This window comes from Escherichia coli, from assembly GCF_036503815.1.
In the GTDB taxonomy this organism is placed as follows: domain Bacteria; phylum Pseudomonadota; class Gammaproteobacteria; order Enterobacterales; family Enterobacteriaceae; genus Escherichia; species Escherichia coli_F.
The window spans coordinates 3,728,769-3,741,801 of record NZ_AP027764.1; the positions used below are offsets into that span (position 1 = coordinate 3,728,769).

General features: G+C 49.6%; 16 protein-coding genes. 4 read left to right on the forward strand and 12 right to left on the reverse strand.

What is annotated here, in order from left to right:
• Window positions 1-148: 148 nt before the first annotated feature.
• From yaiA to yaiI, 3 genes are all read right to left on the reverse strand, one after another.
• On the reverse strand, window positions 149-340 hold the full coding sequence (gene yaiA / locus AABJ99_RS17830; protein ID WP_001142439.1) for a protein YaiA: 192 nt from the start codon (window positions 338-340) through the stop codon (window positions 149-151).
• 49 nt (window positions 341-389) lie between these two features.
• Window positions 390-914 carry a shikimate kinase AroL gene (gene aroL, locus AABJ99_RS17835; protein WP_000193393.1) on the reverse strand — a complete coding sequence of 175 codons (525 nt, stop codon included), beginning with the start codon at window positions 912-914 and terminating at the stop codon, window positions 390-392.
• Window positions 915-1,096: 182 nt separating this feature from the next.
• Window positions 1,097-1,555 (reverse strand): YaiI/YqxD family protein, encoded by a 459-nt coding sequence (gene yaiI, locus AABJ99_RS17840; protein WP_000158159.1) that lies wholly within the window; start codon window positions 1,553-1,555, stop codon window positions 1,097-1,099.
• 119 nt (window positions 1,556-1,674) lie between these two features.
• Here yaiI and proC point away from each other — a divergent pair, with 119 nt between their 5' ends.
• Window positions 1,675-2,484, forward strand: coding sequence for a pyrroline-5-carboxylate reductase (gene proC / locus AABJ99_RS17845; RefSeq protein WP_001295331.1), 810 nt, complete (start codon window positions 1,675-1,677; stop codon window positions 2,482-2,484).
• A gap of 16 nt (window positions 2,485-2,500) precedes the next feature.
• On the opposite strand, the gene adrA is transcribed toward proC, so the two are convergent.
• The 5 genes from adrA to AABJ99_RS17870 form a co-directional block, all read right to left on the reverse strand.
• Entirely contained in the window at window positions 2,501-3,616 is a 1,116-nt protein-coding gene (gene adrA, locus AABJ99_RS17850; RefSeq protein ID WP_000484048.1) for a diguanylate cyclase AdrA, read from the reverse strand.
• A gap of 101 nt (window positions 3,617-3,717) precedes the next feature.
• Entirely contained in the window at window positions 3,718-4,038 is a 321-nt protein-coding gene (psiF, locus tag AABJ99_RS17855) for a phosphate starvation-inducible protein PsiF (RefSeq protein ID WP_001295332.1), read from the reverse strand.
• A gap of 118 nt (window positions 4,039-4,156) precedes the next feature.
• Entirely contained in the window at window positions 4,157-5,572 is a 1,416-nt protein-coding gene (gene phoA, locus AABJ99_RS17860) for an alkaline phosphatase (RefSeq protein ID WP_001355162.1), read from the reverse strand.
• Between the two features lie 100 nt (window positions 5,573-5,672).
• Entirely contained in the window at window positions 5,673-5,933 is a 261-nt protein-coding gene (gene iraP / locus AABJ99_RS17865; RefSeq protein WP_000792970.1) for an anti-adapter protein IraP, read from the reverse strand.
• A 181-nt stretch (window positions 5,934-6,114) separates the two neighbouring features.
• On the reverse strand, window positions 6,115-6,318 hold the full coding sequence (locus tag AABJ99_RS17870) for a hypothetical protein (RefSeq protein ID WP_039020996.1): 204 nt from the start codon (window positions 6,316-6,318) through the stop codon (window positions 6,115-6,117).
• 77 nt (window positions 6,319-6,395) lie between these two features.
• Between AABJ99_RS17870 and ddlA the strand changes: the two genes are divergently transcribed.
• Window positions 6,396-7,490: a D-alanine--D-alanine ligase gene (gene ddlA, locus AABJ99_RS17875; protein WP_000413662.1), complete on the forward strand. Its 1,095-nt coding sequence runs from the start codon at window positions 6,396-6,398 to the stop codon at window positions 7,488-7,490.
• A 182-nt stretch (window positions 7,491-7,672) separates the two neighbouring features.
• Here ddlA and yaiZ read toward each other — a convergent pair whose 3' ends face one another.
• Complete coding sequence (gene yaiZ, locus AABJ99_RS17880; RefSeq protein ID WP_000056900.1) at window positions 7,673-7,885, reverse strand: DUF2754 domain-containing protein; 213 nt, start codon at window positions 7,883-7,885, stop codon at window positions 7,673-7,675.
• A gap of 259 nt (window positions 7,886-8,144) precedes the next feature.
• On the opposite strand from yaiZ, the gene yaiY reads away from it, so the two are divergent.
• On the forward strand, window positions 8,145-8,453 hold the full coding sequence (yaiY, locus tag AABJ99_RS17885) for a YaiY family protein (RefSeq protein ID WP_000763146.1): 309 nt from the start codon (window positions 8,145-8,147) through the stop codon (window positions 8,451-8,453).
• 57 nt (window positions 8,454-8,510) lie between these two features.
• Here yaiY and yaiW read toward each other — a convergent pair whose 3' ends face one another.
• Entirely contained in the window at window positions 8,511-9,605 is a 1,095-nt protein-coding gene (yaiW, locus tag AABJ99_RS17890) for a surface-exposed outer membrane lipoprotein YaiW (RefSeq protein WP_039020997.1), read from the reverse strand.
• 12 nt (window positions 9,606-9,617) lie between these two features.
• The gene (gene sbmA / locus AABJ99_RS17895) at window positions 9,618-10,838 is read right to left on the reverse strand and encodes a peptide antibiotic transporter SbmA (RefSeq protein WP_001353414.1); all 1,221 of its coding nucleotides are present in this window, start codon (window positions 10,836-10,838) and stop codon (window positions 9,618-9,620) included.
• Window positions 10,839-11,189: 351 nt separating this feature from the next.
• Between sbmA and ampH the strand changes: the two genes are divergently transcribed.
• Window positions 11,190-12,347: a D-alanyl-D-alanine-carboxypeptidase/endopeptidase AmpH gene (ampH, locus tag AABJ99_RS17900; protein ID WP_000830728.1), complete on the forward strand. Its 1,158-nt coding sequence runs from the start codon at window positions 11,190-11,192 to the stop codon at window positions 12,345-12,347.
• Here ampH and iprA read toward each other — a convergent pair whose 3' ends face one another.
• Window positions 12,348-12,971, reverse strand: a complete 624-nt coding sequence (gene iprA, locus AABJ99_RS17905) for a hydrogen peroxide resistance inhibitor IprA (protein WP_039020998.1) — start codon at window positions 12,969-12,971, stop codon at window positions 12,348-12,350. It abuts the gene before it with no gap.
• Between the last annotated feature and the right edge of the window lie 62 nt (window positions 12,972-13,033).

Genomic DNA, 13,033 nt, shown 5'->3' on the forward strand with positions numbered 1-13,033 from the left:
CACGGCATAATGTAAAGATTCCAAATGATTCCAGTAATGGATTGTTATTGTTTAATATTCTAATTATTTGAAAAACATGAATTGTGAAAAATGTGACGCAGATCCCTTGTGGTGGCACTCAGAATCCCTTCCGAGCAGTCTGATGCGGTCACTCTTTGTCAGGGTCCTCATAGCGTTTTTTCGCATCCATCGCTTCCTGAGCGGTCGGATGTTCACTGATCAACGAGTCTGGTTTAGGATGATCGGCTCTGAGTTGGTACCAGGTTACCGTCTGTCCTGGCTTTCCTTTTTCAATCGTCACTATATATGCTTCACGAGGATAAGGCGGTTTCGTTGGCATCGTTCTTCCTTATTTCACGGGATGAACGTTAAGTATAGGCGCTCGAAAATCAACAATTGATCGTCTGTGCCAGGGCGCTGCGAATTTCAGAAATCACCTGGCTGGGTTCGTTTGTTGCGTCGATGATAATATGCGCAACTTCGCGATATAGCGCATCGCGTTCTTCCAGCACTTCCTGAACTTCTTCGCTCAGCGGTTTCCCCGTTAAGGTTGGCCGTAAATCTTCTTCCGGTGCAGCTTGCAGTCGGTTAACCAGGACTGATACTGGCGCACACAAATAAACCACGATCCCGTTATTTTGCATAAAGTGACGATTAAATTCCGTCAGGATAATGCCGCCGCCCGTGGCGATAACGGTGGATGGCGCAGTTACCGCTTCCAACGCCGCCGTTTCTCTGGCGCGGAATCCCGCCCACTCTTCCCTTTCGACGATCTCCGCGACCGTCATATTGAGCTGTGATTGCAACCACTGGTCGGTATCGACAAATCGACGGTTAAGCGAATCGGCAAGGGCCATTCCGACCGTTGTTTTACCACAGCCCCGAGGCCCGATCAGAAAAAGAGGTTGTGTCATCGTGGGTTTTCCCCAATAGGTCGCAATGCGGCGAAAGCCGGTGTCATGAGAATAGCGATCATACCATCAAACTAGTACAATTTCGATTGTAAAGAAAAAATTCCACTTAAAGTGAAAATTTTAATACATCCCTTACTATACCAATAAATTTTCAAGAATGAAGTGTAAATAATAAATTACATTCAGCCACGACTACGTTGCACTTCCAGCCACCACTTCTCCAGCTCCGCGGCAAAGGCCTGGCGGTCACGTTGTGAAAGGCTATCTGGTCCCCCGGTCTGGATCCCACTGGCGCGTAAGGTATCCATAAAATCGCGCATCGTCAGGCGCTCACGAATGGTCGCTGGTGTGTAACGTTCGCCGCGTGGATTAAGCGCCGCAGCGCCTTTCTCGATGGCTTCAGCAGCCAAAGGAATATCTGCGGTGATCACCAAATCGCCAGCTTCACACTGCCGGACAATTTCGTTATCGGCAACGTCGAAACCTGCCGCGACGCGCAGCGTTCGAATAAATCGCGAAGGCGGTACGCGTAAACTCTGGTTTGCTACCAGTACCAGCGGCATCTGCATACGTTCAGCCGCGCGATACAAAATCTCTTTAATTACATTGGGACACGCGTCGGCATCCACCCAAATTGTCATAACATCATCCTTTGTTGGGTAATTCTCTATTGTGTCGCGCTTTTGCCTTCCGGCATAGTTCTGTTTATGCTTCTGCCAGCGATTATCAAAACAATGAATTTCACGGCAGGAGTGAGGCAATGGAAAAGAAAATCGGTTTTATTGGCTGCGGCAATATGGGAAAAGCCATTCTCGGCGGTCTGATTGCCAGCGGTCAGGTGCTTCCAGGGCAAATCTGGGTATATACCCCCTCCCCGGATAAAGTCGCCGCCCTGCATGACCAGTTCGGCATCAACGCCGCAGAATCGGCGCAGGAAGTGGCGCAAATCGCCGACATCATTTTCGCCGCCGTTAAACCGGGCATCATGATTAAAGTGCTTAGCGAAATCACCTCCAGCCTGAATAAAGACTCTCTGGTCGTTTCTATTGCAGCAGGTGTCACGCTCGACCAGCTTGCCCGCGCGCTGGGCCATGACCGGAAAATTATCCGCGCCATGCCGAACACTCCCGCACTGGTTAATGCCGGGATGACCTCCGTAACGCCAAACGCGCTGGTAACTCCAGAAGATACCGCTGATGTGCTGAATATTTTCCGCTGCTTTGGCGAAGCGGAAGTAATTGCCGAGCCGATGATCCACCCGGTGGTCGGTGTGAGCGGTTCTTCGCCAGCCTACGTCTTTATGTTTATCGAAGCGATGGCCGACGCCGCCGTGCTGGGCGGGATGCCACGCGCCCAGGCGTATAAATTTGCCGCTCAGGCGGTAATGGGTTCCGCGAAAATGGTACTAGAAACGGGAGAACATCCGGGCGCACTGAAAGATATGGTCTGCTCACCAGGAGGCACTACTATTGAAGCGGTACGCGTACTGGAAGAGAAAGGCTTCCGTGCCGCAGTGATCGAAGCGATGACGAAGTGTATGGAAAAATCAGAAAAACTCAGCAAATCCTGATGATTTTTGCCGGACGTCAGGCCGCCACTTCGGTGCGGTTACGTCCGGCTTTCTTTGCTTTGTAGAGCGCCAAATCTGCCGATTTCAACCACTCCCGATAGTGACTCATTTGTGGATTCAGCGGCGCAACCCCCACACTAATCCGTAATGTTACCTGTGGCGTATTCGGCAAACGTAACGTGTTTAGCCCTTCATGTACCCGTAACATGGCGGTAATGGCGCTCTCAGCTGGTGTACCGGACATGATTACCGCAAACTCATCGCCGCCAAACCGACCAATCACATCGCTACCGCGCAGGGTTATTTGTAACTGTCGGGTAAGCGCCACAATCGCTTCATCGCCCACATCATGGCCCCAGGTATCGTTGATGCTCTTGAAATGGTCGATATCGATAATCAGTAACGTCGCATCGCGGTTATGCCGCCGACAGTTATCAAATTCATTGCGTAACATAGTTTCCCAATGACGTCGGTTATACACGCCCGTCATACCGTCGCGGGTACTCATGACCTGCAATCGGCGTTTATGTTCCGCCAGTTTAGTCGCCGTCTGGTAGCTGACCCAGCCAAACAGCAGAGGATAAATGACGATAATGGGAAGGGAGAGCCACCATTCCAGCGGCGCACTATTGAACGACACGGTGATACCCGTCAGTTCGAGGGTGACAAGGCAGGAAACCACCATCAACACCAGACCCGCGACAAACAGACGGGGGCCGCCTGCCCCCATCAAATTCAGACACATAATCATCAACATCGCGGTGGAAGGCAGCACGTTTACGCCCATTACGCCTACCCACATTCCCGCTAATACTGCATCGGTTTTTAAGTTATAAATTTCCCGGCTAAGCGGATCGACAGCCCTACTCGCAATCTGCCAGGCTAAATGCGGCCAGACGAACGCCCAGCCGACCAACACCAGCCACCACCAGCCCGGCGGCGGGTGCGAAACCAGCGTTGAAGCAATCGGTAAGAACATGCCAGCCAGGCCAACCGCGCGGGGGAGTCTGACGCGACGGGCGAAGCGCAGCCCGGACCGCTGATGTTCGTTTTGAGGAGTTAAAGGAGGTTCCTCCCCATGCGCCGCCGCTTTTTTGAAAAAGTTTTCATCATTCATTATTTTTGGGAACATTCAGAAACAATTTTCCCAAATTATAGAGACGGGGCTAAAGGCAGAAGTATGAAATTTCGGGTGAGCCATTTTCGTAGCTCACCCGTTAGCACTATCAGGTATCAGGCGGCTTTCTTGAGGCAGGCGCTCATAAACTTATTACGATCATCACCTTTCAGAGATTGTTGCGTTGCTTGATTATTACATTCGCGCATCTTTTGCTGCTGTGGCGTCAAACTTTTTTCACCAGGCGCAGACTTGCTGTTCTTCAGGCAATCACTCATGTAGGTCTTACGAGCATCCCCTTTCAACGCCTGCGCCGTCGCCTGCTGATTACAGGAGGTCATACGCTGTTGTTGCGGGGTTAAGGTTCTCTCGGCAGCGCCGACGGTGGTTAAAAAAACCAGTCCGAAAAGCAAGGTAACCAGTAATGTTATTTTCATAGCACCATCCCTCTTCATGTTTTAACCATGAGCGTTTGCGCCCGTGATCTGCCATTAAGTCTGGTTGCTAACAGCAAAAAAACCACCCGACAGCGAAAATTCACCGCCGGGCGCGGTTTTATTTCAGCCCCAGGGCGGCTTTCATGGTGTAGAAGAGATCGGTCTGGTCGGTCAGTCCAACGACATTGGCGGCATGTGGGCCATACGCCGCAATACGCAGCTGACTACCGGTATGTTCTTGTGAATCCTCTTCGGAGTTCCCGTAACTCATCACCATCACTGCGCCATCTTTGGTATTTAGCGCCTGGGTGAGGCCCGGCGCTTTGGTGTCCGGCGCGACAATCTGGCTGGCGTGGGCGTGATCAGCGGTGACTATGACCAGCGTGTTGCCATCCTTTTTAGCGAATTCCAGCGCCCGTTGTACGGCTTCGTCGAGATCGACCGTCTCGCCAATTTGCCCACAAGGATTCGCAGCGTGATCCTGTTTATCGATTGATGCACCTTCAACTTGCAGGAAAAAGCCTTTCTCATTTTTACTCAACAATTCAATGGCTTTATCAGTCATCTGCGCCAGGGTCGGTACGCTGTCATTACGTTGCGGATTAGGCGTACAGGTAACTGCGGGCTTGTCGATATTGCCGTGGTACGTTGCTTTCGGTCCTTGCCAGCGCACTGGCATATTGCCGTCAGCAAACAGTCCTAGCAGGGGTTTTTGCTGGTTCGCTTCCGTCACTGCGTTCAGCGAGGCAGCATCGTTCACTAACTGATAACCACGCACCTGCGCCTGTTCACGCAGCGTTTTTCCCTGCCATTCACCAGCGGTTGCCGTTTCCGCAAAGGTTTTTGCGCCGCCGCCAAGCGTAACATCGGCACGGGCGTTAAGCAGCTGTTCTGTAATCGATCCTTTTCCGCCTTTTTCCAGCGCGTTACCCGGACATTTTTCACTGGTCGCGCTCGGACCGTAGCATTTGCGCGAAGTCACATGCGCCACCAACGCGGCGGGAGTGGCATCCTGCAACTCTGCGGTAGAAACGTTACCGGTCGCCAGCCCTGCGGCTTTTGCCATTTCCAGAATCGTTGGGTGATCTTTTTCATGAATATCGACACCCAATGCGCCATTATAGGTTTTGACACCGGTTGACCAGGCAGTTGCGGATGCAGCCGAGTCGGTAACGTAGTCCGGTTTGCCGGTTTTTTTATTCAGCGCATAGTGAGTGTATTGCCCGGTAAGCGGTAAGGCATCAATACCTTTAAAAAAGCCGCCCGCACCTTCGGCATAATTACGTGCGGCAGTAATTTCCGAATCCCCCATCCCATCGCCAATCAGCAAAATAATATTTTTTGCAGGCTTATCGCTAAGAGAATCACGCAGAGCGGCGCTCTGATCACCCGTTAAGCGGCGAGCACCGCCGGGTGCAGTAATATCGCCCTGAGCAGCCCGGTTTTCCAGAATAGGCATTTCTGGTGTCCGGGCTTTTGTCACAGGGGTAAACAGTAACGGTAAGAGTGCCAGTGCAATAGTGCTTTGTTTCACTTTATTTTCTCCATGTACAAATACATTAAAAAATAAAAACAAAGCGACTATAAGTCTCAGCCGTGACAGCTTTATGACAGCTGTTGAAAAGATTACCTTTTTACTGACGAGGATGCTTCAATAACTTCTTTACATAATCGCGCAGCAGCTCCGTATCGTCGTCAGGAATGCTGGCATCGGGCTTTACCTCGTAAAGTGCCCCCTCTACCTGATCAATCAACCGCTGTTGGTCATTTTGCGCCATATTACGAAGCATTGCAGTGACGATAATCTCCAGTGCTTCTACCTGCGCGCACAGTTCTTTCGACTCTTCTTCTTTTTGGGCAAGCTTAAATAACAACTCAGCAATGAGATTTTTCATGTCTGTATTTCCTTATCCAAAGTATGGAGAAGTTAACATTATGCTTCACAACTTCATAGTGTCTGGAGGTAGTATTTTTATGACGAATGAAATACTTTGCGCAAATATTTTTTCCATATTTATCAGCGAAACGTTTCTCTTATTTAAATATGTAACCATACAAAGTATAGGTTTTTAATTATCAACCTTTATTATAAGTAAAAGTTATGAAATATATTCTCTTTGCTAACTTATAATTAATGGAAAAAAACTCACTGCATGGCCATTTAAACCAGGAATAAATTAGCTTCCCGTTCATCATTTTTGTGATCTTGCGCACATCTTTGAGATAACGCACTTTCTTCACCAGTACGTTGCACACTTTGTCAGTAGAAGATTGCAACATTCTGTCAGAAGGCCGCGAATCCCCCGTTTTGTCGTGGTAATGTATGCACTTTGTGTTAGACGGGATAGGTTTTCAAGATGGAAAAACTGCGGGTAGGAATCGTTTTTGGTGGTAAATCAGCGGAACATGAAGTGTCTTTGCAATCGGCAAAAAACATTGTCGATGCCATTGATAAAAGTCGCTTCGACGTTGTGCTGCTGGGCATTGATAAACAAGGGCAATGGCACGTCAGCGATGCCAACAATTATCTGCTAAATGCAGACGATCCTGCCCATATTGCGTTGCGCCCTTCGGCGACCAGTCTTGCGCAGGTGCCTGGTAAACATGAGCATCAGCTTATCGACGCGCAAAACGGTCAGCCATTGCCGACGGTAGATGTCATTTTCCCGATTGTTCACGGTACGCTAGGCGAAGATGGTTCCTTGCAGGGAATGCTGCGGGTCGCCAATTTACCGTTTGTGGGTTCTGATGTTTTGGCGTCAGCGGCCTGTATGGATAAAGATGTCACCAAACGTCTGCTACGCGATGCCGGGCTGAACATTGCGCCATTTATTACCCTGACACGCACCAATCGTCAAAACATCAGTTTTGCCGAAGTGAAGTCAAAACTGGGGTTACCGCTGTTTGTAAAACCCGCTAACCAAGGCTCTTCTGTTGGTGTCAGCAAAGTAACCAGTGAAGAAGAGTACGCAATTGCCGTCGATCTGGCGTTCGAGTTCGATCATAAAGTGATCGTTGAGCAAGGGATCAAAGGTCGTGAGATCGAATGCGCGGTTCTGGGCAACGACAATCCGCAAGCCAGTACCTGTGGCGAGATCGTACTAACCAGCGATTTTTATGCCTACGACACCAAGTACATTGACGAAGATGGCGCGAAAGTGGTAGTTCCGGCAGCCATTACGCCAGAAATCAACGATAAGATCCGGGCGATTGCCGTTCAGGCTTATCAGACGTTGGGATGCGCAGGCATGGCGCGTGTAGACGTGTTTTTAACCCCAGAGAACGAAGTGGTGATCAACGAGATCAACACACTGCCAGGCTTCACCAACATCAGTATGTATCCGAAGCTGTGGCAAGCCAGCGGTTTGGGTTACACCGACCTGATCACACGTCTGATCGAGTTGGCGCTGGAGCGTCACGCTGCGGATAACGCATTGAAAACCACAATGTAATTTTTAAATGCCCAATAACTGTTATTGGGCATTTAAGACTGTAAGATTGCCTGATGCGCTTTGCTTATCAGGCCTACAAGATAATTGCAATATACTGATTTTGTAGGCAGGATAAGGCGTTCGCGCCGCATCCGGCAAAAACAACGAGCACTTTGTCAGCCCCCAGAACGCCCAATCCTCTGTTATTGGGCGTTTTCAGTTTCTTCATCGCGACGACGAATAATCAGCCCCGCGAGCCAGAAACTAATCACCCACGTCACCAGACCAACGGCATAGGTCTGCCAACCTTTTGCTTCAAATCCCAGTAACCCCACCACGCCATTAAGAATGAATATCAGGCCAATGGCGAACGCATAGTAGTGCCAGTCACGGCGAATTTTTACAGGCAGACTCATGGCAGCTCCGTTAACGAAAAATAACATCTTCGCATAATCGATAACTTACGTCTGTGGGGTAGACAGCATTTCCCGTATCGTTAAAAAATTTAACTTAAAGTTACCGTTTTGTGACTCGTGACAAATATTCCCGCTTCGGGAATATTCCCAACATCAATTTACCATGATTCTGATATTGACAATCTTAATGACCTGTCAGACTTGCCATAAGCCGCTGGTATGACACCAGAAGAGAAGCAGATGACTTCCGGAGGTTTTTATGGCTGATTTCACCCTGTCAAAATCGCTGTTTAGCGGAAAATATCGCAATGCCTCTTCTACGCCTGGCAACATTGCCTATGCGTTGTTTGTACTGTTTTGCTTTTGGGCTGGGGCGCAATTGCTGAACCTGTTAGTGCATGCGCCCGGCGTCTATGAGCGTTTAATGCAGGCTCAGGAAACAGGCCGCCCACGGGTGGAAATTGGTTTAGGTGTCGGTACCATTTTCGGGCTGATCCCATTTTTAATTGGCTGCTTCATTTTTGCAGTGGTGGCGCTATGGCTGCACTGGCGACATCGCCGCCAGTAAGAGTAGGTTGTCAGATGCGGCCTAAAATGCCTTATCTGGCCTGGCGTTCCCTTTTGCTTACTGTTTCATACAACGCGCCCGCCGTTCGTCTACGCGCTTCGCAAACCAGGCCGTAGTCAGATTGCGGGTAATTTTCGGGCTTTCCAGTTGGATGCCGGGCAACATTTCGCGGGGTAGTGATCTACCCGTTTTCGCTTCGGCAAGTTGATAAACTTTCTTGTACAGCGCCGTCTCCTCAAAAGAGAAGTTGTCCCCTTTCTCTAACTGACGGCGAATTTCGCTGTCGCTCATCCCCAGTTTGCTTGCCAGTTTGCGCGTTGCCAGCTCTGTTTTCCCAGGTTCTTTACTGTCGTAACGAATTAAATCACCGTCCAGCGCCAGCTTCATGCCAGTGGCCTTACTGACCGCGTTCTGAAAAGCGGCATTACGGCTGGCGTACCAGCCAGCGTTAAAATCGGCAAAACGGTATATCGGCGCGCTATAACTGGCGGGATAATTCAGTAAATGGTAAGTACCGAACCACAATCCGCCGCGGCGATTGAAGACTTCCTGACGGACTGTACCGTCCATTTTCCACGGATACCCTTTGGTATGCTGTTCGGCAAACGCAATGCTGACCTGCATCGGTCCACCGGTACGTACCGGATTAAGCGAACCAAACAGCGTCTGCCCCATTGGCACCATGCTGATCAAATCGTCAAAAATCGCGCTTAATTGCTTTTCTGTACGCACAGAATCTAACCGCTCACTATAACTTTTGCCGTTTGGCGATTTGATTTTTAGCGCGGTATGAACCAGAAAAGCTGGGATGTGCATCCGCTCGGCACGACGGTCAATCTCTTGCCATGCTATCTTGCTTAAGCCCGGAACGGGCGGATCTGCCTGATAATTTGACTCCTGCTGCGCCACCGCCAGCACCGAGCAGACATTTTCCAGCGTCGGTGCCAGCCCCTGACTTTCAAACGTGGTGGCAAGTTCTTTCGCCCAGGCATCGCGGTCTTTCACACTCGCGGGCATCTTCTGCCGCACGACGCTCGCCACATCTATCGCTTTTTCGCCCTTTTTCAACGGTTGCGGAGCCTGACTACTACACCCTGCTAAAACCAGAACCGCCAACAACGAAAGCGAAGATAGATGATTGACGCGCGACACTACTTCTCCTTTTTAACTCAAGGTATGGGTTACTTCCTGAATTTTGTCACCATCCAGCTCATGTTCAAAGCTGCGCAGACGTTTGTAGATAGACATCAACTCAACCAGCGTGGTCCATGAGTTAATCAGGTACTGAAAAGCACCGCGAACCTGACCAAAAACGTTGGTAATCTGCGTCATCAGGCCGAGCGTAATCGTACCGGCAACAATCGACGGAAACAGCAAGAACAAACCGAAAACGTTATCGACCTGCAAATAGAGAATGCGGGCGATGTTGAAATACATATAGTGAAAATAGAGGCGGAAATAGTTTTTCCGCACGGCGCTAAACAGCTCGCGTACCGTAGGCGGCGTCGCGCGCGATGCATCGTCTTCACCATAAACCAACTCTTTACGGTAGGCAGCCTCTACACGCTGATTTTTAAACTCCAGTCCCGGCAGTTTGATCCCTACCACTGCCAGCAATCCGGTCCCCATCAACGACCATACGATAGCAGCAATCACCAGACCATACGGAATATGCCCGACAATCGGCAGCTCCGGCACATGCGCAGAGAGCGTTACCAGTACCGGCAGGAAGGCGATCAACGTCATGATAGCGTTGATAAAACTGACGCCCATATTCTCAAGCGTTGAAGCAAAACGCATGGTGTCTTCCTGCACACGCTGGGCGGCACCTTCGATATGACGCAGTTGTTGCCAGTTCGCCATGTAATATTCGTTCATCGCCGTACGCCAGCGGAACACGTAGTGACTGACAAAGAAGTTGTTCAGCACACTGATCACCACCGCGATCAGCGCAATCCCCAGAAAGACACCCACTTCGCGGTAAAATTGTTCGATAGTGACTTTATGCGGCGAACTTAGCGCAGTTTGAATCAGATCATAAAACGGCGCATACCAGGCGTTGACGGCAACTCCAACTTCCACCAAAAACCAGGTGACGAAGATAATCAACGCAGTACCGAGTATTGACCAGTATTGCCAACGATGCGGGCTATAAATAAACCAGAACAGTGCAAAAAGCCCTACGCAAACAATGTAGTAAGCGTAAAAAATCAGGAAATCTAACGACCAGAAACGCGCGGCGCTAATTGGGATCTGCCCGGAAGCTCCGGTGATGCGCGCCACCCAATCCCCCCCACCGGCTTGCCAGAAGATAACGGCAATCAATGCCCAAACAAAGGCCGAGAGAAAAAACGTTCCCGGCTTTGGGAAAAAAGACTTAAACATATGCACTCCTGCTAACTTCTTATCGTTTTAACAACTGCTGTGTATTAACCGCATGACCGCTACAAAGAATCAGCCAAATGAAACCGCCCATTGTGACCCATAGCAAGGCGCATAGTTCGCCAGCCTGACCATAAGAATTGTTTCGACGGATTTCACAAACCAAAGATTGTTTACATTAGCGGATTAACACGCGCAGGATCACAAATGCAGGCATTGGTGAGCAGGAAAAAGATCGTGTTTACGCGCCGTTACGTTTTTAACACTATTATTGCACTAATTCGCCCTTTGCAATCCATCAATGAGTAGTATAAATACGCTCAGTTACCTTCATTCAATCTATGGACACCACCGTTGAAACGTAGTCTGCTTTTTTCTGCCGTGCTTTGTGCGGCGTTATTGACCCCCGTCCATGCGGCGCAGCCGATCACTGAACCGGAGTTCGCCTCTGATATTGTCGATCGTTATGCCGATCATATTTTTTATGGCAGTGGTGCCACGGGGATGGCGCTGGTTGTTATCGACGGTAACCAGCGCGTCTTTCGCAGTTATGGCGAAACGCGCCCGGGTAATAACGTTCGCCCGCAGCTGGATTCGGTCGTGCGTATTGCTTCGCTTACCAAGCTAATGACCAGTGAGTTGCTGGTGAAATTGCTCGACCAGGGGACCGTGAAGTTAAACGATCCGCTAAGTAAATATGCTCCACCAGGCGCACGCGTGCCGACTTACAATGGCACGCCTATTACCCTGGTGAATCTGGCAACCCATACCAGTGCCCTGCCCCGTGAACAGCCGGGAGGTGCGGCACATCGTCCAGTGTTTGTCTGGCCAACGCGCGAGCAACGCTGGAAATACCTTTCTACGGCGAAGCTGAAAGCCGCGCCAGGCAGTCAGGCGGCATACTCTAACCTTGCGTTCGACCTGCTGGCAGATGCACTGGCGAATGCTTCTGGCAAGCCTTATACCCAGTTGTTTGAAGAGCAGATTACCCGTCCGTTGGGGATGAAAGACACGACCTATACTCCATCGCCGGATCAGTGCCGACGTTTAATGGTTGCTGAGCGTGGTGCCAGTCCATGCAATAACACGCTGGCGGCAATTGGCAGCGGCGGCGTCTATTCCACGCCTGGCGATATGATGCGCTGGATGCAGCAGTATTTGTCATCTGATTTTTATCAGCGCAGTAACCAGGCAGATCGCATGCAGACGTTGATTTATCAGCGAGCGCAGTTTACAAAAGTGATTGGCATGGATGTCCCCGGCAAAGCGGATGCGCTTGGTTTAGGCTGGGTATATATGGCCCCGAAAGAGGGTCGTCCAGGGATTATTCAGAAGACAGGTGGTGGTGGCGGTTTCATTACCTATATGGCGATGATCCCGCAGAAGAATATTGGCGCATTTGTGGTGGTCACTCGTTCGCCATTGACGCGCTTTAAAAATATGAGCGATGGCATCAATGACCTGGTGACCGAACTGAGCGGGAATAAACCGTTGGTCATCCCCGCGTCCTGATTAATACTCTGAAGGCAAACGGTTGATAGCGACCAGTTTGCCTTTATTCATTTCGATATAGCCGCCTTTACGTAAAGCAGCGAGAACTTCTGCGACGACAGAACGCGATATGCGTGTACGTTGATGGATATAATTCATCACGCCAATACGTGAGCGCAATTCTTCATTCCAGTCAATCATTGATAATAACGTGGCGCGGATTTGTTCGTAGGAATTATGCCCAATGAGCTGTACGTCACGTAATTCCAGAATTCTATTTTGCCAGGCTAACCAGTAAAAAGCGTCTCGCCAGAGTTGATTTTGTTCAATAAGGGTAATGGTTTGTTTGGCTGGCAGATGATATCCCATACAATTTCCTTCTGATATTAATTTGTATGGTATATCGTTTTTCATTAAACCATCAGCCAGTCCCATAATATAAGGAGCCTGGGTAATACCGATAAGTACGTTTTCTTCTCTACGCAGAGAGATAACGCCCTCTAAAATAACGAAAGTATCTTCGCTATTGACATCACTTGAAAATATAACTTGCTTTTCATTATTAAACTCGAAGCGCGTGCCGTATCTGGACAAACATTTATCGAGCTTACCAAATTCCTGAAGAGGTTTAACTACAGATAACATTTGCGCGTCCTTTGCAGTAATGCCCGTCAAATCCTTGACGGGCATTATTTAGATTAAATTAC

Bases quoted from the DNA above. Each gene is read 5' to 3' on its own strand.
- iraP (WP_000792970.1), bottom strand. From the start codon at position 5,933: ATGAAAAATCTCATTGCTGAGTTGTTATTTAAGCTTGCCCAAAAAGAA.
- yaiA (WP_001142439.1), bottom strand. From the start codon at position 340: ATGCCAACGAAACCGCCTTATCCTCGTGAAGCATATATAGTGACGATT.
- yaiI (WP_000158159.1), bottom strand. From the start codon at position 1,555: ATGACAATTTGGGTGGATGCCGACGCGTGTCCCAATGTAATTAAAGAG.
- ddlA (WP_000413662.1), top strand. From the start codon at position 6,396: ATGGAAAAACTGCGGGTAGGAATCGTTTTTGGTGGTAAATCAGCGGAA.
- adrA (WP_000484048.1), bottom strand. From the start codon at position 3,616: ATGTTCCCAAAAATAATGAATGATGAAAACTTTTTCAAAAAAGCGGCG.
- sbmA (WP_001353414.1), bottom strand. From the start codon at position 10,838: ATGTTTAAGTCTTTTTTCCCAAAGCCGGGAACGTTTTTTCTCTCGGCC.
- yaiY (WP_000763146.1), top strand. From the start codon at position 8,145: ATGGCTGATTTCACCCTGTCAAAATCGCTGTTTAGCGGAAAATATCGC.
- proC (WP_001295331.1), top strand. From the start codon at position 1,675: ATGGAAAAGAAAATCGGTTTTATTGGCTGCGGCAATATGGGAAAAGCC.
- psiF (WP_001295332.1), bottom strand. From the start codon at position 4,038: ATGAAAATAACATTACTGGTTACCTTGCTTTTCGGACTGGTTTTTTTA.
- iprA (WP_039020998.1), bottom strand. From the start codon at position 12,971: ATGTTATCTGTAGTTAAACCTCTTCAGGAATTTGGTAAGCTCGATAAA.
- AABJ99_RS17870 (WP_039020996.1), bottom strand. From the start codon at position 6,318: ATGTTGCAATCTTCTACTGACAAAGTGTGCAACGTACTGGTGAAGAAA.
- aroL (WP_000193393.1), bottom strand. From the start codon at position 914: ATGACACAACCTCTTTTTCTGATCGGGCCTCGGGGCTGTGGTAAAACA.
- yaiZ (WP_000056900.1), bottom strand. From the start codon at position 7,885: ATGAGTCTGCCTGTAAAAATTCGCCGTGACTGGCACTACTATGCGTTC.